This is a genomic window from Mesorhizobium sp. 1B3 (assembly GCF_050958605.1).
In the GTDB taxonomy this organism is placed as follows: Bacteria; Pseudomonadota; Alphaproteobacteria; order Rhizobiales; family Rhizobiaceae.
This window is the reverse complement of sequence record NZ_JBJHDO010000010.1, coordinates 1-17,991: the sequence shown is the minus strand read 5'-3', so window position 1 is coordinate 17,991 and position 17,991 is coordinate 1. Positions and strand designations below refer to the sequence as shown.

Annotated in this window: 19 protein-coding genes; 9 read left to right on the top strand and 10 right to left on the bottom strand. The window is 63.8% G+C overall.

Annotated features, from left to right (window positions below; all coding sequences use genetic code 11):
- The first annotated feature begins 53 nt into the window (after nt 1-53).
- Nucleotides 54-824 carry a hypothetical protein gene (locus ACCO56_RS23710; RefSeq protein WP_433643346.1) on the top strand — a complete coding sequence of 257 codons (771 nt, stop codon included), beginning with the start codon at nt 54-56 and terminating at the stop codon, nt 822-824.
- A 61-nt stretch (nt 825-885) separates the two neighbouring features.
- Here the strand turns inward: ACCO56_RS23710 and ACCO56_RS23705 are convergent, their stop codons facing one another.
- The 5 genes from ACCO56_RS23705 to ACCO56_RS23685 all read right to left on the bottom strand — a co-directional run bounded on the left by ACCO56_RS23705 (nt 886) and on the right by ACCO56_RS23685 (nt 5,416).
- Nucleotides 886-2,856 (bottom strand): protein-L-isoaspartate(D-aspartate) O-methyltransferase, encoded by a 1,971-nt coding sequence (locus ACCO56_RS23705; protein ID WP_433643345.1) that lies wholly within the window; start codon nt 2,854-2,856, stop codon nt 886-888.
- A gap of 85 nt (nt 2,857-2,941) precedes the next feature.
- Nucleotides 2,942-3,751: an SRPBCC family protein gene (locus ACCO56_RS23700; protein WP_433643344.1), complete on the bottom strand. Its 810-nt coding sequence runs from the start codon at nt 3,749-3,751 to the stop codon at nt 2,942-2,944.
- Between the two features lie 12 nt (nt 3,752-3,763).
- The gene (locus ACCO56_RS23695; RefSeq protein WP_433643343.1) at nt 3,764-4,348 is read right to left on the bottom strand and encodes an ArsR/SmtB family transcription factor; all 585 of its coding nucleotides are present in this window, start codon (nt 4,346-4,348) and stop codon (nt 3,764-3,766) included.
- Between the two features lie 69 nt (nt 4,349-4,417).
- Nucleotides 4,418-4,804, bottom strand: a complete 387-nt coding sequence (locus ACCO56_RS23690; RefSeq protein WP_433643342.1) for a hypothetical protein — start codon at nt 4,802-4,804, stop codon at nt 4,418-4,420.
- 84 nt (nt 4,805-4,888) lie between these two features.
- The gene (locus tag ACCO56_RS23685) at nt 4,889-5,416 is read right to left on the bottom strand and encodes an arsenate reductase ArsC (RefSeq protein WP_433643574.1); all 528 of its coding nucleotides are present in this window, start codon (nt 5,414-5,416) and stop codon (nt 4,889-4,891) included.
- A 259-nt stretch (nt 5,417-5,675) separates the two neighbouring features.
- Between ACCO56_RS23685 and ACCO56_RS23680 the strand changes: the two genes are divergently transcribed.
- Both ACCO56_RS23680 and ACCO56_RS23675 read left to right on the top strand, forming a co-directional pair.
- Complete coding sequence (locus ACCO56_RS23680; protein WP_433643341.1) at nt 5,676-6,632, top strand: glycine reductase; 957 nt, start codon at nt 5,676-5,678, stop codon at nt 6,630-6,632.
- An 83-nt stretch (nt 6,633-6,715) separates the two neighbouring features.
- Nucleotides 6,716-7,522: a class I SAM-dependent methyltransferase gene (locus tag ACCO56_RS23675; protein ID WP_433643339.1), complete on the top strand. Its 807-nt coding sequence runs from the start codon at nt 6,716-6,718 to the stop codon at nt 7,520-7,522.
- A gap of 35 nt (nt 7,523-7,557) precedes the next feature.
- Here the strand turns inward: ACCO56_RS23675 and ACCO56_RS23670 are convergent, their stop codons facing one another.
- From ACCO56_RS23670 to ACCO56_RS23660, 3 genes are all read right to left on the bottom strand, one after another.
- Nucleotides 7,558-7,953: a cupin domain-containing protein gene (locus tag ACCO56_RS23670; protein WP_433643338.1), complete on the bottom strand. Its 396-nt coding sequence runs from the start codon at nt 7,951-7,953 to the stop codon at nt 7,558-7,560.
- A 5-nt stretch (nt 7,954-7,958) separates the two neighbouring features.
- A complete protein-coding gene (locus tag ACCO56_RS23665) occupies nt 7,959-8,174 on the bottom strand; it encodes a hypothetical protein (protein WP_433643336.1) in 216 nt (71 codons plus the stop codon).
- A gap of 353 nt (nt 8,175-8,527) precedes the next feature.
- Nucleotides 8,528-9,340, bottom strand: coding sequence for a hypothetical protein (locus ACCO56_RS23660; protein ID WP_433643335.1), 813 nt, complete (start codon nt 9,338-9,340; stop codon nt 8,528-8,530).
- 412 nt (nt 9,341-9,752) lie between these two features.
- Between ACCO56_RS23660 and ACCO56_RS23655 the strand changes: the two genes are divergently transcribed.
- Nucleotides 9,753-10,658, top strand: coding sequence for a S1C family serine protease (locus ACCO56_RS23655; RefSeq protein WP_433643334.1), 906 nt, complete (start codon nt 9,753-9,755; stop codon nt 10,656-10,658).
- Between the two features lie 43 nt (nt 10,659-10,701).
- Here the strand turns inward: ACCO56_RS23655 and ACCO56_RS23650 are convergent, their stop codons facing one another.
- Entirely contained in the window at nt 10,702-11,553 is an 852-nt protein-coding gene (locus ACCO56_RS23650; protein WP_433643333.1) for a hypothetical protein, read from the bottom strand.
- A 402-nt stretch (nt 11,554-11,955) separates the two neighbouring features.
- Here ACCO56_RS23650 and ACCO56_RS23645 point away from each other — a divergent pair, with 402 nt between their 5' ends.
- From ACCO56_RS23645 to ACCO56_RS23625, 5 genes are all read left to right on the top strand, one after another.
- Nucleotides 11,956-12,714, top strand: a complete 759-nt coding sequence (locus ACCO56_RS23645; protein WP_433643332.1) for a L,D-transpeptidase — start codon at nt 11,956-11,958, stop codon at nt 12,712-12,714.
- A gap of 147 nt (nt 12,715-12,861) precedes the next feature.
- A complete protein-coding gene (locus ACCO56_RS23640) occupies nt 12,862-14,082 on the top strand; it encodes an FAD-dependent oxidoreductase (protein WP_433643331.1) in 1,221 nt (406 codons plus the stop codon).
- Between the two features lie 137 nt (nt 14,083-14,219).
- Complete coding sequence (locus ACCO56_RS23635) at nt 14,220-14,573, top strand: YbaN family protein (protein ID WP_433643573.1); 354 nt, start codon at nt 14,220-14,222, stop codon at nt 14,571-14,573.
- 138 nt (nt 14,574-14,711) lie between these two features.
- Complete coding sequence (locus ACCO56_RS23630; protein WP_433643330.1) at nt 14,712-15,839, top strand: LLM class flavin-dependent oxidoreductase; 1,128 nt, start codon at nt 14,712-14,714, stop codon at nt 15,837-15,839.
- 39 nt (nt 15,840-15,878) lie between these two features.
- Nucleotides 15,879-16,568 carry an FMN reductase gene (locus tag ACCO56_RS23625; protein WP_433643329.1) on the top strand — a complete coding sequence of 230 codons (690 nt, stop codon included), beginning with the start codon at nt 15,879-15,881 and terminating at the stop codon, nt 16,566-16,568.
- Nucleotides 16,569-16,700: 132 nt separating this feature from the next.
- Here ACCO56_RS23625 and ACCO56_RS23620 read toward each other — a convergent pair whose 3' ends face one another.
- On the bottom strand, nt 16,701-17,903 hold the full coding sequence (locus tag ACCO56_RS23620) for an integrase core domain-containing protein (protein WP_433643328.1): 1,203 nt from the start codon (nt 17,901-17,903) through the stop codon (nt 16,701-16,703).
- Nucleotides 17,904-17,991 lie beyond the last annotated feature (88 nt).

Sequence of the window (17,991 nt, the reverse complement as noted above, 5' to 3'; positions counted from 1 at the left end):
TTGAGAAGGCAAGCATGGGCGTTATGCTTCCCGCGAGCGAGGGAGGCGATCGCATGGCATTCGAATACATAAGCGTGGAGGAAGCCGTCGAGCGGCCCGGCCTTCGCATGGTCGTGGTCGGCGGGCTCCCGAGCCCCTGGACTGAGGCGGCCAAGGGGATCCTGCATGTCAAAGGGATCGACTGGGCGGCGGTCCGGCTCGTCTATGATAGCGAGTTGCTGAAGACCTGGTCGGGCCAGCGTAGCGCGCCGGCGCTCATCTATGAGAAAGAACGCCCGCGCCATGGCTGGGCCGAAATCCTGCTCTTCGCCGAACGGTACGCCCCGAGCACGCCTCTCCTGCCTTCCGATCCTGGCGAGCGGGCGCTGGTCTTCGGCCTCGCGCATGAGATCTGCGGCGAGGAAGGGCTGGGCTGGGCGCGCCGCCTGCAGCTGATCCATTCGGGATTGCAGGGAGCTGGCGGTTTCGTAGAGCCCGTGGCGCGTTATCTCGGCAAGAAGTATGGCTACACGCCCGAAACGGGCGAGGCAGCGGGCGCGCGGGTAAGGAGCCTGCTCGGTATGCTAGCCCTGCGCCTGAAGGCCCAGCGGGAGGCCGGCAGCCGCTTCCTGGTCGGCGACGCGCTGACGGCAGTCGATATCTACAGCGCGGCCTTCATGGCGATGTTCGCGCCGCTCCCGGCCCAAAACTGCAAGATGGACGAGCGGACCAGGGCAACATTCGAGACACTGGACTCCCCGACCAGGGCGGCACTCGAACCCGAGCTCCTCGAGCATCGCGACATGATCTACGCCGAATATCTGGAGCTGCCGCTGTCGTTGTGAGGGACATAAGGCCTGACCGTTCGGGCCTGCCCCCTCGACGCCAAGCGATACTGGCGGTGCTCTACAGCCCGAACGGGAAGGTATCGGGCACGTGGCCCGGCTCCCCGGCCGGTGCCAGCGGCGTGACGGCGCGGGTCCTGTCGAACCAGACATAGGCGTCGAACTGTTTCGACATCGACGCTTCCGCATAGTGGCTCGCGAGTTCCGTCTCCGGCCGATAGATCACCCCGATGAAGCGCTGGATCCGCGGAAGCGCAAGCGCTTCGGCCACCGCCGGCTGGCGTGCGAAGTCGATCAGGCAGCGCGGCTTGCCGGCAGCGTGGAACGAGCGCTCGACACTGTCGGCATGCGACGGGCGAACCGTCTTCACTTCCATCGCACCGTCCCAGTTCGTGGCGGCGGCGACGGTGCCGGAATGCGTTCCCAAGCCGATCAGCGCTGCCTCGTCTCCGAACCTCTCGCGACAGAGCTGGCCGATGTTCAGCTCCTCCCGGATCAGGCCCATTTCGGTAAGCCGCGCGTCGCCGATATGCGAATTGTGCGCCCAGACGACAGCCTTGGAATGCGGCCCCTTCGAGGCGAGCAGATATTCGAGCGTCTCGAACATATGGCGGTCGCGCAGGTTCCAGGAATCGGCGCCGCCGTAATACATGACCCGATAGTATTTCTCCGCCGACGCGATCAGGCGCGCATTCTGCGCGGCATCGAGGAATGCTTCACCGTCCCGCGACGCATAGTCGAGCCTTTTCTCGAGCAGCTCGCGACATTGCCTGACGACCTCCTCCTCGCATTTGCGATAACCGGAAGTCAGGACTGCGCGGCCGTACGTGGCTGGCTCGTGCTGCCATGGCGTCAGGCACCCGTAGCGCTCCCGCGCCACCATCGCGGCCTGCGGGTCGATCTCGTCGAGATAGGCGAGAAGCGCCGCGATGGACCCGCTCATATTGTAGAGATCGAGCCCGTAAAAACCCGCCTTCGCTTCGTCGGCGGCCTGGTCGTTATATGTACGCAGCCAGCCGACGAACTCGGCCACCTCCGTATTGCGCCACATCCAGGTCGGAAAGCGCCGGAAAGGCGGTTCCTCGCCCTCCTGCCGCGGCAAGCCGCGCACATATCGATTGACGGAGGCCGCATCCGGCCAGTCGGCTTCCACCGCCACGATGTTGAAGCCGTGCTCCTCGACAAGCCGGCGGGTGATGGCGGCGCGCGCCCGATAGAACTCCGCCGTGCCATGGGTCGATTCACCGAGGAGAACGACGCGGCGGTCGCCGAACCGGTCGAACATCGCTCCGAAATCGGGACGATCGGGCGTCGGCAGCTCCTCGGCCGCCTCGGCAATCAGCTCAGGCACCCAGCGCCGCGAACCGACGGGCCCGGCAGGAAACTCCGCCCAGCCATGCTCTCCGATCAACGGCACGAACGCAACGCCGCCGAGATCCTCCTGCTCGAACTTGTTTGCGGCAGTACGCGTGATGCGCATAAGCCGCTGCGACCGCTGTTCCTTGCCGATCGGCATGATCAGCCGACCCCCTATGTCCAGCTGTTCGGACAGGGCCGCGGGAACCGCATGGCCGCCGGCGGCCACGAGGATCGCATCGAAGGGCGCCTTTTCGGGCAGACCCTTACTTCCGTCGCCGACGAGCACTTCGACGTTGCGGTAATCCAGTTCCTCGAGTCGCCGCCGGGCCGCTTCGGCCAGTTCCTCATGCCGCTCGATCGTATGGATCTGGTCGGCGACGCGGCTCATGACCGCGGCGGCGTAGCCCGATCCCGCCCCGACCTCCAGAACGCGGTCGCCTGCTTCGAGCTCTGCCGCCTCGATCATGTAGGCGACGATGAAAGGTTGGGAGATCGTCTGGCCTGCCAGAATGGGAAGCGGGGAATCCTCATAGGCGAATTCCTCGAAACCCTCTTCGACGAATTTCTCGCGCGGAACCTCGCGCATGGCATCGAGCACGCGCCGGTCGCTGACGCCGCGTCCGGCGATGTGCGCTTCGACCATGCGGTGGCGGGCATGTTCGTAATCGAGCATCGGCTGCCTCCGGCCTTCCAACGCCCTACTGGCCTGCCTGTTCCATCTCGGACGCCTGCTTTGCGCACAAACGTCAGGCGTGGGATCAGCCCGGCCGGGCCTGCACCGCACCGGTCAGCCAGTCGCGCCAAAGCGGTTCGCTGGCCGCGGCCGTTTCGTCCGCATCGTCGCTATAAAAGAAGAAGCTCACGCTGGCGTTGATCTGTTCGCCCATGGCGTAGATGCCGGCCAGCAACACAGCGGGCCGGGGCGCGTGCAACCGGAGCATGACATAGCGTTGCTTCCGCTCCTGGTGGAGGCGCTCGACCGTGCCCGACAATTCTTCAGGCCCCGAGGTCGCTGTGCGCTGCTCTCCGACATCGGCGCCGGCGACACCCAACGCCTGGGTGAGGCGGGACCAGACCGCCAAAGCTTCGCCATCGGCCTGGGCCATCACCTGGAAGGAGGCACCCTTCATCCCGGCGAAATGCGACAGGTAGAGCCGCAACACCTCGAAGAAGCCCGGCCAACCGCCTTCGAAACTCTCGAGCTGATCGTCCCATTCGTCCGAGGAGCTGAAAAGCGAGTGCACCATGCGCACGATGCATCGATCGCCAGAGCGGGCGGCGATGGTGATCTCCGTCGCGACCGGAGGCGCATCGCCGTTCCAGCCGTGCTCGACATAGCTGAACCGGTGCGGCGGCTCCCAGAACGTGACTTCCCCGGTCGTGCTCATTCCCGCACCGAATTCGAAGCGCAGCGCTCCGCCGACATGGCCTTCGATCGTGGTCCTGGTGAACCAGGAGGAGTTGCCGGGCCCGGTCGCCATGGCCTGCCAAATTTGCTCGGGCGTTCCGGGTGCGAGAAACTCCATCTCGACCCAGCGCCTGCCCGTTCCGTCCTTTTTGATCGGCATATCGTGTTCCTTTCAATGCTCGTCGGGTGCGGGATAGGATGCGACGACCAGCCGGTGCGGGCGCGCGCCAGGGGCTGTCGTGTCGTGATAGCGCGCCGCCAGGCTCGCCACGGTGCTCGCGAGCTCCTCGGTGAAGGCTGTACGATCAGCAGGCGAGGCAAAGCTGATGACCGTGTCGATCGACAGCGTCGCCAGCCTTTTGTCGCTCAGCCTTGCACGTCGCCACAGGCTGCCGACCTCGCGCACGATGCGGGCTGCGAGTGCGATGAGATAGCTCGCCGACAGCCGGTCGGCGCTTCGCGTCGGATCCGCGGCGAGCGGGCCGAGCGCGGTCGGCGACACCACGAAGGATTTGGCGGCGGCAACCACCAGGCGCTCTGTCAGGCCGCCCCATTGGCGCTCTTCGACAGGCTCGACAAGTCTGTGCTTCTCGAGCGCGCGCAGATGATAGTTCACCTTCTGGCGGGTTAGGCCGACCCGCCCCGCCAGCGACGCGGCTGAGGCCGGCGTCGAAAGCTCCGACAGGATGCGCCGCTTGATCGGGTCGAGCGCCAGGGCCGCACTCTCGGGGTCGTCGATGATTTCCAGGTCGAGCATACCCAAGGGTCGCATTGACAAATTTTTTTGTCAATGCGACCACGGAGCCGAGGACACGAGCAAACCTGTCTATTGCGGCATCGGCGTCTGCTCCCGGTCGCCGGTCGCGAATTGCAGCGTGAACACCTGGCCGCCAATGCCTTGGGCCAGATCGGGAGCAAGCTCGACGGGGGTACAGTGCTTGATGGCTTCGGCTGCGGCGGCGATGAACTGCTTGCGCTGGTCCTCGTCGCCGGCGACGTCGATATTGGCGGGGCGCGGCGGGCCGACCAGCGATCCGTCACGCTTGAAGCTGAAGCGCATCGAAACGACGGAGTTCTGGGCCCCGGCGGGCGGGCTCCAGCACGAAAGGATCTTCGTACCCACCTCTTCCATCGTAGTGAGCGGTTCGGCTCCTGCCGGCAGCGTCCACGCGGTCAGCACCGACAAGGCGAGCAATGGACGATGAGGTCTCATGGCATCCTCCTGAGCTACGCTTAGAAAGATACACCCCAACCGGACTGTGTGGAGTACGTTACGGTTACGAACCGACCCATGCGTTCAGGGCTGGCTGTCTTCTCCGGATGACACGCCTTCCGAACGGCCGATAAGCTGGAGATGGTGCTCGAGCGCCATGCGGTCGATCGTGTGGTGCGGCAGGCTGAGGAAAGCCATGATCCGGTTTTTCAAAAAACGCGCAGCGGTGCTGAAAGCGCGTTCCTTTTCGATCTCCTCTCCTTCCACGCGAGAGGGATCCTCGATGCCCCAATGCGCCGTCATCGGTTGCCCCGGCCACACAGGGCAGGATTCCTCGGCAGCGTCGTCGCAGACCGTGAAGACAAAATCCATCTCTGGCGCTCCTGGAACCGCATATTCGTCCCAGGACTTGGACCGGTATCCCTCCGCCGGATAGTCGAGGGCGGCCAGCACCTTCAAGGCGAAGGGATTGACGCTTCCCTTGGGCTGACTGCCGGCCGAATAGGCATTGAAGCGGCCGGAGCCCTCCTTGCGCAGAATTCCCTCGGCCATGATCGAACGGGCCGAATTCGCAGTGCACAGAAACAGGACGTTGTAGACACGGTCGGTCATCGGGCAGTCCTCATCAGGCTTCATGGTTTTCCTGAGGAAACCGCGCCTCGCCGTCGAAAGTGCGGCTCGCCAGAGATCATAGGGCAACCCTTTAGATTATCACGCTCGGTCCTGACATCGGGATGACATTTCCACCTGCCCGACGATCCCGTGAGGATTTGCACGGTGGCCTCCCCACCGAGAGGAACCCAGGCTAACATGGTCTTTCCCGCGCACCTCGCTCGTTCGGGGGAGCGAAGGGCGGCAGCCGAGGTTATCGATGAGCACCGACCGAAGCGGCAGATTTGGATTTGCACCCGGCCACGATGTGCCGGTTCCCTATCTCGAAAGGACCAGGACCTGGTACCAGGCGCTTGGCTACGGAACCCCCTACGAATGGGCGCATTATGCGGCAGTGCCGTTCCATCGGCTCGCGACGCCGCTTTCGCGTTGCCGCCTGGCGATCGTCACGACGGCGGCGCCCTACCAGCCCGGCAAGGGCGACCAGGGGCCGGGCGCGCCCTACAATTCGGCGGCAAAATTCTACCAGGTCTATTCGGACAGCACGGCGGGACCGCCGTCTTTGTGCATTTCGCATGTCGCCATCGATCGCAAGCACACGACGGCCGAAGACATGGCGTCCTATTTCCCTCTCGCGGCGCTACGCCAGGCCGAAGCCACCGGACGGATAAGCTCGGTCGCGCCCCGTTTCCACGGCCTGCCGACCAATCGCAGCCATCGGACGACATTGGAGACGGATTGTCCTGAGATCGTCTCCCGCTGCAAGGAGGACGGCGTCGATGCTGCCATTCTGGTTCCCAACTGCCCGGTCTGCCATCAGAGCGTGAGCCTGGCCGCGCGGGCGCTCGAGGAAAACGGCATCGCTACGGTCGTCATGGGTTGCGCCAAGGACATCGTCGAACATGTCGGCGTGCCGCGTTTCCTGTTTTCGGATTTTCCGCTCGGCAATGCCGCGGGCCGCCCGAAGGACCATGCATCGCAAGCCTTGGCGATGGACTTGGCCCTGACCTTGCTGGAAGCCGCGCCCGCCCCACGCACCACCGTGCAGTCGCCCCTTATCTGGAGCGCCGACCCCGGTTGGAAGCTCGACTATTGCAATATCGAACGACTGTCACCCGGGGAAATAGAACAGCGCCGGGCCGAATTCGACAGTCAGAAGAAAATCGCAAGCAGACTTCGTGAAGGGCAGGAGGCAGTTAACTCATGTAATATTTGACCGCAAGGCGAATGATCTCGCAGCTTGGCAAGAACAGAGGGACGGCCTAACCTATTTCCTTCCCATTTTCCGGAGGGACTTCGATGCCGTCCAACTTCAACGTCCACAGTGCCGCCGGCTACGAACAGCTCATGGGCCGGTGGAGCCAGAGACTCGCACCTCTTCTCATCGATTTCGCCGGCCTCGCGAACGGGGACAGGATTCTCGATGTCGGCTGCGGCACCGGCAGCCTGACATTTGCACTGCCGCGAGCGGCCGACGTCAGTGAGGTCGCCGCAATCGACTATTCGCCCGTCTTCGTCGAGGCCGCGAGGCGACGCAACGAGGATACCCGCATCAGCATTCAGCAGGCGGACGCCTGCGCCCTTCCCTATCCCGACGATCGTTTCGACCGCGCGCTGTCGCTGCTTGTCCTTCATTTCGTGCCGGAGGCAGGAAAGGCCGTCTCCGAGATGCGGCGTGTCGTCCGTCCCGGCGGCGTGGTCGCCGCGGCAGTCTGGGATCATCTCGGTGGCATGTCCGCGATGCGGATGATGTGGGACACGGCGGCTATGCTGGACGAGAGAGCGCGAGAACAGCGGAGCATCTACCTCTTCCAACCCATGATGGGGCCGGGCGAGTTGAAGCAATGCTTCATCGAGCAGGGCCTTCTCGACGTCGAAGAGACCTCGCTGCTGATCCGCATGGATTACCGTTCCTTCGACGATTATTGGCAGCCGATCGCCGACGGCGAAGGCCCGCTCGGCAAATATGTGGCCACATTGGACCCGGACTTGCGGGCGCGCACCGAAGCGGCCGTGCGTGCGGCCTATGAAGGCGGCCGACCCGACGGACCAAGGTCCTTCACCTCGGTCGCCTGGGCTTGCAGGGGCGTCGTGCCTCCGGGGTGAATGAACCAAACGACCCTCGACCGGAGATGCACGGCTCAATCCAGAACGACGACGCTTTCCTGCTCGTTGGGATCCGTACGGGCGATCAAAGCCCTGACGGTCCGCCCCGTGGGATTACAGGGCTGATGCGGCACGCCGGCCGGAATATAGATGAAATCGCCGGCCTCGACGCGCTCGCGATGCTCGAGATTGGGACCGTGGAGAAACTCGGCCACGCCTTCCAGCACGAACACCGCGCTCTCGTGGCTCTCATGATAATGCGGCCTGGCCTTAGCCCCCGGAGGAAGGATGACCAGGTGCATACAAAGCGCTTCCGAGCCGGCGCTCTCGGCCGAGATGCCGGCGAAATAGTCCAGCCCCTGCTTGCCGCGAAAGGCTTCACCGCCGCGCACGATCTTGCAGGTCCTCAAGGAAGCCCCCTCCTTGTCCATCCTTCTCAATTCGGCTCGGGGCTCGCGGCGGCCCGGCTGACGCAGCATCCGAGCGCCGCGAAGCCTTTGAAGTCGCGTGGCCCGGAGCGGACCGGAAATCCGGCGCGGGCTCCCGCCTGCGTGATCAGAAGCCGGATATCGTCGGCGCTATAGCCATCGGCAAGCATCACCTTGCGAATGATCGGCTCTTCCAGAAGTTCGTCGAGCATAGGCTCGCGCATTGCTTGTCTCCTCCACTGTCTTTGCCGGCGTGCTCCTTACACGACAGACGTGGCTCCATGATTTCAGGTCTCATGGTTTTATGTTTCATTTGTATCATCTTTATGAGATGTCCAAAAGATAGCGAGCGCGAAAGATACTTGTCCTGGAAGGTAGCCGGCGGTTCCCGCCCGTCGGCGCTCCGCAAGGGGATCTGGTGTCTCGGCACAGCTTTCCAAGGCCCGCGGCAGGCGAATGCCGGGAAATCGTTCCCTGATGTCGCTAAGCATGTCTCCCGAAAGCGTGCAGCGGTTTCGGTAAACGACATGCAAAAACAGTGGCTAAAGCATGTCGCGCAAATTTTGCGCGATATGCTTTAGAACCGAATGACGGCGCCCAGTACCGGCCCGTGCTGAACGATGTCGTAGACAAATCCGTCATTGTCATAGTCGACACCCAGCGCGCGGTAGCCGGCAACCAGCGAGAGCTTTTGGTTCCATTGGTAGCCCACGCTGGCGAGCACATCCCAAGTCAAATCCGATCCTGCGCCGAACCCGCCGATCATCCCCCATCCCGTCAGATACCAGGACGGATTGATGTTGACACGCCCCCTGATCCCGAGCATCGGGTCGACCCAGGTGCTCCCGTCGCTGCCGCTGAGCGACCTGATCGGCGGTCCGTCCAAGTCGAGGCTAATTCCAATGTCGTTGTCGACGCTCCATATGCGCGCGCCGGCCATGAGATCGACGGTTGCCGTCGGCTGCGCGACGACACGATATTCGCCCAGGATGGTCGCCGTCAGGCTGCTGGTCTCCACACTGGCGGCAAGCGTCGCGGGGATGCCCGCAACAGTGCGGGTAACCGACGCCTCGGCCTCGGTCTTGACATAGATCAGGTCGCCGAAAACGCCCCATGTCCCATTATGTGCTTCGCCGACCAGCATGCCGCCGAAACGCAGATTGTCGAAGATATCTCCAAAGCTCATATCGACATGAACGGGCTGCACTCCGAAGACGCCGACATCGCCTTCCAGCCCTGCCGCCCAGAAATAGGGCGCTGCGGCGAAGGTCCATTCGCTCCCGGGCTGAACCGGCTGTGATGGCGCGGATACGACCCCGAGGTCTGCCGCCGTTGCGGCGGTGACCGCCGTCGAAGCAACCAAGGAAGCGATAAGAGTACGAATTCGCATGCCGGGGGTCCCTCCTCCACGATACAGTCGTCTGCCCATATGTACATGGCATGCCGGCGCCTGTCCTGAACAATCTTGCTATGTTAATTACAGGGGGGACAGGGGTAGTAACCGCAGGGCCGGATAGGGCCGGTAGGCGGAAGCTGCCGCAGATCGAGAGCCGCCCCTGCTGTCAGCCCGACTCCAGAACAGGCCCTCGAGCGGTATGCCATACCGGAGCGCGCCAACCGCTCCACCGGCGACTGCGACATGTCCAAAGTCACCGCGCGCCGCGAACTGTCGATGCTGGGGCCTGCTGTCGAGGTCAATTCCCCTCGCGGCCGGCGGCTGCTATAGATAGCTGTATGCAATGGTCTGGCTGTCGTTGGCGGCCCTTCGGGTCAGGCAGCTTGCGTTGCATAGGAGCGAGATCATGACTATCGAACAGCAGTTTCGCTCTATCGTGGCCGTGCGCTCGTCAATCCCGGAAGACGCCTTCACGGCCCCGACGCTGGGAACTCGGAGAGAGGGCAGCGGGGTGATCATCCGGGAAGGGAGCGTCGTGCTCACCATCGGCTACCTGATCATCGAGGCCGAGGAAGTCTGGTTGACGAGCCATGACGGGCGTGTCGTCCCCGCCCATGTGCTTGGCTACGACCAGGAGACCGGCTTCGGCCTTGTGCAGGCGCTCAGCCCGCTCGACATTCCACCTCTCGAATTCGGGGATACAGCGAAAGTCCAGGTCGGCGACCCCGTCGTGCTCGCCGACGGAAGCGGCGGGTTCGTTCGGGCAAACATCGTGGCCAAGCAGGAATTCGCCGGCTACTGGGAGTACCTGCTGAACGAGGCGATCTTCATCGCGCCCGCCCATGCCGCGTGGGGCGGCGCCGCCCTCATCGGAGCCGACGGGCGCCTTCTCGGCCTCGGCTCGCTGCTTCTGCAAATGGCAGGGGAAGGGCACAGCGAGGACATCAACATGGTCGTGCCCATCGACCTCTTGCCGCCGATCCTCGATGACCTTCTCACCCGGGGCCAGGTGGACAAGCCGCCGCGCCCGTGGCTCGGAGCGTTTTCGGCGGAAAACAACGGTTCGGTCATCGTGATGAGCGTGGCCGATGCCGGTCCGGCCGCCCGGGCCGGCCTGCGCCGAGGCGACATCATCTTTGACATCCGCAATGCCCGCGTCGACGGGCTGGCCGATTTCTATCGCAAGATATGGGAAAGCGGCCCGGCGGGAGCGGAGATTCCGATGAGGATCGTTCGCGACGGCCGCGAACGCTGGCTGCGCGTCAGATCGGCGGACCGGCGCGATTTCCTGAGGAAACCGCAGCTTCAGTAAGCCTCATGATCCCGGAGCCTCCACTGCCCTGAGCCGTCCGTTGTCAGTTGATGAAACGAATGGCAAGCATCAGGCGGTCACCTCGCGTTGGCGATGAAGCGCGGTGATAGCAGGACGTGTCCTGGACAAATCCGGTTCCTGCCGGGCCCTCGATGGTGATCTCATTCTCGATCCCGAATTGCTTTCGAACCGCCTCTTCGCTGGCCACCGCTGATCCAAGAAGCATGCGCAGCGGCTTCTTGTTGTGCGATCGCTTCATCATGACATGCGCGCCCGAATAGCGGTCGGTGTCGGTTATGTAGAAGCTGGCATAGACGAAATTGAAACCACCGACGTCGTAATGATAGTCGATCACGATGTGCTTCAATCTTCGACGTTCTTCATCCTCCATCGAGGATCCGAAGCTCCAGTGAAGGATCGGCTTCACGATACGGGGCGAATGCTTGACGTAGCGGGAGACAATGCTGCGCAGCACCGGATCGTTTATGACGGCTTGCACGGCCGGACACCGGGAAGGCTCTCGAATGCCGCCGACGGGCATCGGTCTGCCATCCGCTGCTCGCCCGTTGACCACATCCTCGTAACGGAACGTAGGTCCGTCGGGATCGTAGATCGCATGAAGCGGCTCTGAGCGGGCGAATTCAAGGATCTCCGAGACGATGTCGGGCGGCAGCCGCAGCCCCACATAAACGGCGTCGTCTCTGATGGCCTGCACCGCCTTGTTTACATCGGTACCGGGAAAGAGGGTCGCACAGGCGCCCTCGCCTGATTTCGCTGCTGAAGGGCGACCTTCGGTCGCCCACCTGTAACCGCTGTAAGCAGCACGAACAGTTCTGAAGCGCCCAAAAACATATTGGACGTCCGCCCCACGGATTCGCCGGGCGATGCCAGCCATGTCCATTGTTTTCCCCCTGCTCGGACCTTGTCCGAACGTTATTATTGGCCGATCGGCGGGATCGCCGTCGATAACGTAAGTTGATGCTCAATCAAAAACGTACTTATATCAACTAGTTAAATCGAATTAGTATAGGGTATAATAGAGTACTTTTGTACGATATCGGATACTCGCCTCTTAGTTGTCGATCTAGGCCGGTGTAAGTCCTGCGCCAGCACACAGGGAATTTCCGAACGACTCGTCTCGACGTCGCTCCAGCTCGATCCGCCCCTGAAGGCGAGCGCGCTCACGACTTTGTTGACACGCCCGAGACTTGAACAGAGCCGTGGGAACACGCAAAAGGTTAACCGCGTTGTAGGATTTCGATTCGTCCTGCCGGGGTTCGGCGCGTGAGGAGGCCAAATGTCGACAATCAGCCGCCGCAGGCTTCTCGCGATGGCAGCCACCGGGGTGGCCGCCGGCACGCTTTCGGCTTGCGCGAGCTACCGGCCTCGCGGCGAGAGGGCTTACTCGCAAGCCACGGTGCCATTGCCCGAACCGGGTCTTCAGTTCAACACGCCGGCCTTCGGCAGCCCCGAGATGATGTACGCCGCCGTCGTCGACGAAGGGCACAACATCCCCGCCGTTCCCTATCAGCAGATCGATCCGCGATATTATCGCCAGGTCGTGCCAGACCCCACCGGCGAAGCGCCGGGGACTGTGGTCATCGATACGGCGGCCCACTGCCTCTATCTCGTGGGCAATTTCGGGCAAGCGGTCCGCTATGGCGTCGGCCTCGGCCGGGCCGGCTTCGAATGGTCGGGGCGCGGCGAGATCGAATGGAAGCAGAAATGGCCGCGCTGGTTCCCGCCGGAAGAGATGATCGCTCGCCAGCCCGAGCTCGAAAAATACCGGGCACGGCAGGTGCCCGGGAAGAACGAATGGCTTGGCGGCATGGAGGCGGGCGTCCAGAACCCGCTCGGCGCGCGCGCCCTCTACATCTTTCAGGACGGCAAGGACACGCTCTATCGCCTCCACGGCTCCCCGGAATGGTGGTCGATCGGCAAGTCGGTCTCCTCCGGCTGCGTGCGGCTTATCAACCAGGACGTGATCGATCTCTATGAACGCGTGCCGGACAAGACGCCTATCCTGGTGACCAGCGGCCTGCCGGGTTCGGTCTGAACAGGTTCATACGTTCCCGCCGACAACACGCGCCCGTGACTCGGCGGGCCACTATGTCCCATTGATCGCCGGGCGCATCAGGCTCCAAACTCTATCCCATCACCCCGATCGTCCAGGCAGCAAGGCTGCCCGGTCGACGATTGTCCAATGCCGCGCGAGCCGAGGTTTGCCGAAGCCATGACGGAACAGGATTGCTGCATCGTGGGAGCCGGGCCTGCCGGCCTGATGCTGGGGCTGCTTCTCGCCCGTGCCGGGGTCAGGGCCACGGTCATCGAAAAGCACGAAGATTTCCTGCGCGACTTCCGCGGCGACACGATCCATCCTTCGACGCTGGAGGTGATGGGCGAGTTGGGCTTTCTCGACGAGTTCCTGCAGCTTCCCCACCAGAAAGCGCCGACCCTCCACGCCGAGATCGGCGGCAGAATCCGGACGATCGCCGACTTCGCGCGCCTGCCGACCCGCTGCAAATACATCGCCTTCATGCCGCAATGGGACTTTCTCGATTTCCTTGCCCGCAAGGCGCGCGCCTTTCCCGGATTCCGGCTGGAAATGGGCTGCGAGGCGGTCGGCCTCATCGAACGCGGCGGAGGCGTCGCGGGCGTCATCGTGCGGGACGGCGAAGGGAACGAGCGCCGCGTCGAGGCCGCGCTTGTCGTCGGCGCCGACGGGCGCGACTCTCTCCTGCGCAAGGCCGCGAAGCTTCCTGTCGAGGATCTCGGCTCCTCGGTCGACGTGCTCTGGATGAAGCTGACGCGGCGAGAGGACGACCCGGCCCAGGCGATGGGCCATGCCGGGCCGAACCAGGGCCTGGTGATGATCGACCGGGGAGAATACTGGCAGCTGGGCTACGTCATCGCCAAGGGTGGGTTCCGTCAGACGAAGCAGGACGGCATCGCGGCTCTGCGTGCCAGACTGGCTTCCGTCGCTCCTCTTCCCGCGGACCGTTTCGACGAACTGACCGACTGGAACCAAGTGCATCTGCTCAAGGTTCGGATGGACCGGCTGAGGCAATGGTGGAGGCCGGGCCTGCTGTGCATCGGTGATGCCGCGCATGCCATGTCGCCGATCGGCGGAGTCGGCGTGAACCTCGCCATCCAGGATGCCATCGCGGCCGCCAATATCCTCGCCGCACCCCTCCGCCAGGGAAAGCTCGGGATCGAGCATCTGCGCGCCGTGCAGAGCCGCAGGAGCTTTCCGACGAAGGCAACACAGAAGATCCAGCTCATGATGCGCCGTCGACGCTCCGGTGGCCGCCCCTCGGCCAGGCCGCCCGCCTTCATGCGGCTCATTGCCCGCTCGCGTCTTCTGCCGCATCTTACGGGACGGCTGATCGGCATGGGCTTCAGGCCGGAGCGAGTGAGGATTTAGGCTTTGCGCGGTTGGCGCCTGCTTCACACCCCCCTCTGTCCTGCCGGACATCTCCCCCCTTGATGTCCGGCAGGACAGAGGGGGGTATGACACGTGGCGAACCTGCCATGATGCGGCAACCGAACAGATCGACCACCATGCGCGCGATTTACCTCGCCCTCGGCCTGTTCTTCGTCGCGCTGGGTTTCGTCGGCGCTTTCCTGCCGGTCCTTCCGACCACGCCCTTCCTCATCCTGGCGGCGGCCTGCTTCGCCAGATCCTCGCGCCGGCTCGAGAACTGGCTGCTCGAGCATCCGCGTTTCGGGCCGTTGCTGCGCGACTGGCGCCTGCGCGGGGCGATACCGAAGAAGGCGAAGCTCGCTGCGCTCGTGGGCACGAGCCTCGGCTTTCTCGTGTTCTGGCTGGGAAGCAACCCTGGCCCGATGCTCATGACCGCCGTTGCCGCGCTGATGCTGACGGGCCTCGCCTTCGTGTTTACCAGGCCGTCCTGAGCGCCACGCCATTGACTGATCGTTCACCGGTCGACGCCTGAACGAAGCGCTTCGTGCTCCTTATTATGAACGCAAAGCTGCCGGCCGCATCGGTGCGCCGGTCCTGCGGATGACAGAAGAGGAAAGGCAGGAAGCAACATGCAATTCGGCATTTTCAGCGTCGGCGACGTAACGCCGGATCCGACCACAAGGCGCGTGCCCAGCGAGCACGAGCGCCTCAAGGCCATGATGAAATATGCGCTCAAGGCGGAGGAAGTCGGTCTCGACGTCTTCGCCACAGGCGAACATCACAACCCGCCCTTCGTGCCGGCCTCGCCGACCACCATGCTCGGCTGGATCGCCGCGCGAACGGAAAAGCTCGTCCTGTCGACCGCGACGACGCTGATCACCACCAATGATCCGGTGAAGATCGCCGAGGATTTCTCCGTGCTGCAGCATCTGGCGGACGGCCGCGTCGATCTCATGATGGGCCGCGGCAATACCGGTCCGGTCTACCCCTGGTTCGGCAAGGATATCCGCCAAGGCGTCCCGCTCGCGGTCGAGAATTATCACCTGCTGCGCCGGCTCTGGCGCGAAAAGGTGGTCGATTGGGAGGGCCAGTTCCGCACGCCGCTGCGCGGCTTCACGCTGGCGCCGGCACCGCTCGACGACACGCCGCCCTTCGTCTGGCACGGTTCGATCCGCAGCCCGGAAATCGCCGAGCAGGCGGCCTTTTACGGCGATGGTTTCTTCCACAACCACATTTTCTGGAACAAGGAACATACCCAGCAGATGGTGGAGCTCTATCGCAGCCGCTTCGAGCATTACGGGCATGGCCGCGCCGACCAGGCGATCGTCGGCCTTGGCGGCCAGGTCTTCATGCGCAAGAACAGCCAGGATGCGGTGCGCGAGTTCCGGCCCTATTTCGACAACGCGCCGGTCTATGGCCACGGCCCGTCCCTGGAGGATTTCATGGAGATGACGCCGCTGACCGTCGGCACGCCGGAACAGGTGATCGAGCGGACGCTGGGTTTTGCCGACTATGTCGGCCACTACCAGCGCCAGCTCTTCCTGGTCGACCACGCCGGACTTCCGGAAGACGTCGTGCTCGAACAGATCGAGATGCTGGGCACCGAGGTCGTCCCGGTGTTGCGCCGCGAATTCGAGGCGCGCCGGCCGTCCGACGTTCCGAGCGATCCGCCGAGCCATGCATCCCTCGTCGGGCAAGGGCCTCAGTCCAAGCATCGGCAGGTGATCCCCGCCACCAATCTCGACGCCGCCGCCTGAACGCGGCGGCGTCGCCAAGCCACGAACAAGGACAGCAACATGTCTCGTCGAATCGTCGTCCTCACCGCCGGTCTGTCGCAACCTTCCTCGACGCGCCTGCTCGCCGACCGGATCGCCCAGGCGGCAGGCGCTGAGATCTCCGCGCGCGGCGAGAGCGCCGAGATACAGGTGGTCGAACTGCGGGAGCTCGCCATGGATATGGCGAGCGCCATGGCGACCGGCGGCGTTCCGACGCCGAAGCTCGCGAAAGTCCGCGAGGCCGTGAGCGCCGCCGACGGGATCATTGCGGTCTCGCCGGTGTTCACCGCCAGCTATAGCGGTCTCTTCAAGATGTTCTTCGACCTGCTCGACACCGATGCGCTCAACGGCATGCCTGTGGTCATCGCGGCCACGGCGGGAACGCCGCGGCATTCGCTGGTGCTCGACCATGCCATGCGCCCGCTCTTCAGCTATCTGCGCGCCGTGGTCGTGCCGACCGGAGTCTTCGCCTCGACCGAGGATTTCGGCGATGGCGAGGCCGGCGCATCGCTCTCCGACAGGATAAGGCGGGCGGCCGCCGAATTCGCCGCGCTTGTGGTCGCCGAAAAGGCCGGGGTCGACGGTTTTGCACCGGCGCCGATCGACTTGAAGAAACGAACTTCAGGGGTGCGGATCGACAAGGCTGTCGTGCCTTTCATGACGATGCTGCAAGGGCATGCCGGGGGCGGTGGAGAGGAACGCCAATCGTAAGAGCCTTCGCGGCAGATCAACGGCGAGGTGCGGTCGTACCATGGGCGTTGATCTTGGCCGGTAGCGAGAAGCCCCTCACTGTCCTGCCTGTCCAGCCGGTAGATGGGTAACAGAGTGGACCGGATACATGGGTTACAGTTCTCCGCCGGTATTGTCCGCCACAGCGTCGGCTGGTCGGGGTTGCAAGGCGCTGTGGCGGCGCACCACGCGTCGTGTCATGTCGACGTAGCCGAGCGGGTGGTCATAGAAGCGCAAGGCCCATTCGCCGTGCTCTGTTTCTTCGACGACGATCAGCTCTCCGGCGAGCGTTGCCGACACGTAGATGAGATCGCCGTTCCATTTGATCTCGCCGTTGGAGCGGACGCGCCGGACCGCGGCCTCGGCCGGATAATCCGGCTCGGGCAGCCGGTCCGGCATCTTGCGCGTCGAGGGGCTGTAGTGCTCGGCCGGGCTGTCCATGTGCAGCGCCTCGTGCGGCCGCGCGGTGTTGTATTCGTGGCGGAAGGCATCGAAAGCGCGCTGCTGGGCGGCGTGATCGGCTTGCGGTTGCTGCGCCAAGGGCAGCATCGTCAGGTGGAAGCGCTCATGGCGCCCGTTCTGTTGCGGCTTGCCCGGCGCGATCCGCTCCAGCGCAATGCCGAGTTTGACGAAGCGCATCGACAGCGGCGTCAGGCCGACGACGCCCGCCGAGGCGAAAGGGGATCCGTTGTCACTCCGGAACCGATCGGGAAGACCATATTCTTCAAACGCTTCCCTGAAGTGCGGCCAGGCCTCGTCGTCGCCGGTGGTCCAGCAGGCGCTCAGCCGCAGCGAAAAGCGGCTCACGACATCCATGATCGTCAGCGGCTCGCAACGCTGTCCGTCGCCGGTGCGGAACCAGCCTTTGTAGTCGCCGGTCCACACCGCATTCGGCTTGTCGGCAGGCGGCCAGGGGCCATTGCCGCAGGCCCGCATCCGGACCCGCTTGCGGCCACTCACCAGACCATGCCGACGCAAGATCGCACCCGCTGTCGAGGGCGCCGGCCAGGCCTGCTCCGGCAGGCTGCGGCGCAGCCATGCGATGATCTTCTTGGGCCCCCAGTGCGGGTGCAGCTCTTTCTCCGAGACAATCCGCTCTTCAAGCGCGAGCGGCGTCCGCAGCCCGTGATGGTGCGGCGCCCGCGGCAGATCGTGCAGCCCTTGCCCACCAAGCGCCCGGTAGCGGCCAAGCCACTTGTAGCCGGTCTTGCGCGAGACGCCGAAACGATCGCACAGCGCCGTCATCGTCTCCTCCTCCCGCAAACATTCAACAACAAACCGAAGCCGTTCATCCATGATGCCAGTTTCTCGCCACATCGCCGGTCCTCCCGGCCGACAAGAAAACTGTTACCCATCTATCCGGTCCACTCTGTTTCCTATCTATCCGGTTCGGACATGCCGGACA

What these genes read in the sequence shown, in the direction of transcription:
- ACCO56_RS23625 (WP_433643329.1), top strand. Translation starts at nt 15,879, where the DNA reads ATGTCTCGTCGAATCGTCGTCCTCACCGCCGGTCTGTCGCAACCTTCC.
- ACCO56_RS23630 (WP_433643330.1), top strand. Translation starts at nt 14,712, where the DNA reads ATGCAATTCGGCATTTTCAGCGTCGGCGACGTAACGCCGGATCCGACC.
- ACCO56_RS23650 (WP_433643333.1), bottom strand. Translation starts at nt 11,553, where the DNA reads ATGGCTGGCATCGCCCGGCGAATCCGTGGGGCGGACGTCCAATATGTT.
- ACCO56_RS23660 (WP_433643335.1), bottom strand. Translation starts at nt 9,340, where the DNA reads ATGCGAATTCGTACTCTTATCGCTTCCTTGGTTGCTTCGACGGCGGTC.
- ACCO56_RS23665 (WP_433643336.1), bottom strand. Translation starts at nt 8,174, where the DNA reads ATGCGCGAGCCTATGCTCGACGAACTTCTGGAAGAGCCGATCATTCGC.
- ACCO56_RS23690 (WP_433643342.1), bottom strand. Translation starts at nt 4,804, where the DNA reads ATGAGACCTCATCGTCCATTGCTCGCCTTGTCGGTGCTGACCGCGTGG.
- ACCO56_RS23640 (WP_433643331.1), top strand. Translation starts at nt 12,862, where the DNA reads ATGCCGCGCGAGCCGAGGTTTGCCGAAGCCATGACGGAACAGGATTGC.
- ACCO56_RS23620 (WP_433643328.1), bottom strand. Translation starts at nt 17,903, where the DNA reads ATGTGGCGAGAAACTGGCATCATGGATGAACGGCTTCGGTTTGTTGTT.
- ACCO56_RS23705 (WP_433643345.1), bottom strand. Translation starts at nt 2,856, where the DNA reads ATGCTCGATTACGAACATGCCCGCCACCGCATGGTCGAAGCGCACATC.
- ACCO56_RS23645 (WP_433643332.1), top strand. Translation starts at nt 11,956, where the DNA reads ATGTCGACAATCAGCCGCCGCAGGCTTCTCGCGATGGCAGCCACCGGG.
- ACCO56_RS23670 (WP_433643338.1), bottom strand. Translation starts at nt 7,953, where the DNA reads ATGGACAAGGAGGGGGCTTCCTTGAGGACCTGCAAGATCGTGCGCGGC.
- ACCO56_RS23695 (WP_433643343.1), bottom strand. Translation starts at nt 4,348, where the DNA reads ATGCTCGACCTGGAAATCATCGACGACCCCGAGAGTGCGGCCCTGGCG.
- ACCO56_RS23710 (WP_433643346.1), top strand. Translation starts at nt 54, where the DNA reads ATGGCATTCGAATACATAAGCGTGGAGGAAGCCGTCGAGCGGCCCGGC.
- ACCO56_RS23635 (WP_433643573.1), top strand. Translation starts at nt 14,220, where the DNA reads ATGCGCGCGATTTACCTCGCCCTCGGCCTGTTCTTCGTCGCGCTGGGT.
- ACCO56_RS23680 (WP_433643341.1), top strand. Translation starts at nt 5,676, where the DNA reads ATGAGCACCGACCGAAGCGGCAGATTTGGATTTGCACCCGGCCACGAT.
- ACCO56_RS23675 (WP_433643339.1), top strand. Translation starts at nt 6,716, where the DNA reads ATGCCGTCCAACTTCAACGTCCACAGTGCCGCCGGCTACGAACAGCTC.
- ACCO56_RS23655 (WP_433643334.1), top strand. Translation starts at nt 9,753, where the DNA reads ATGACTATCGAACAGCAGTTTCGCTCTATCGTGGCCGTGCGCTCGTCA.
- ACCO56_RS23700 (WP_433643344.1), bottom strand. Translation starts at nt 3,751, where the DNA reads ATGCCGATCAAAAAGGACGGAACGGGCAGGCGCTGGGTCGAGATGGAG.
- ACCO56_RS23685 (WP_433643574.1), bottom strand. Translation starts at nt 5,416, where the DNA reads ATGACCGACCGTGTCTACAACGTCCTGTTTCTGTGCACTGCGAATTCG.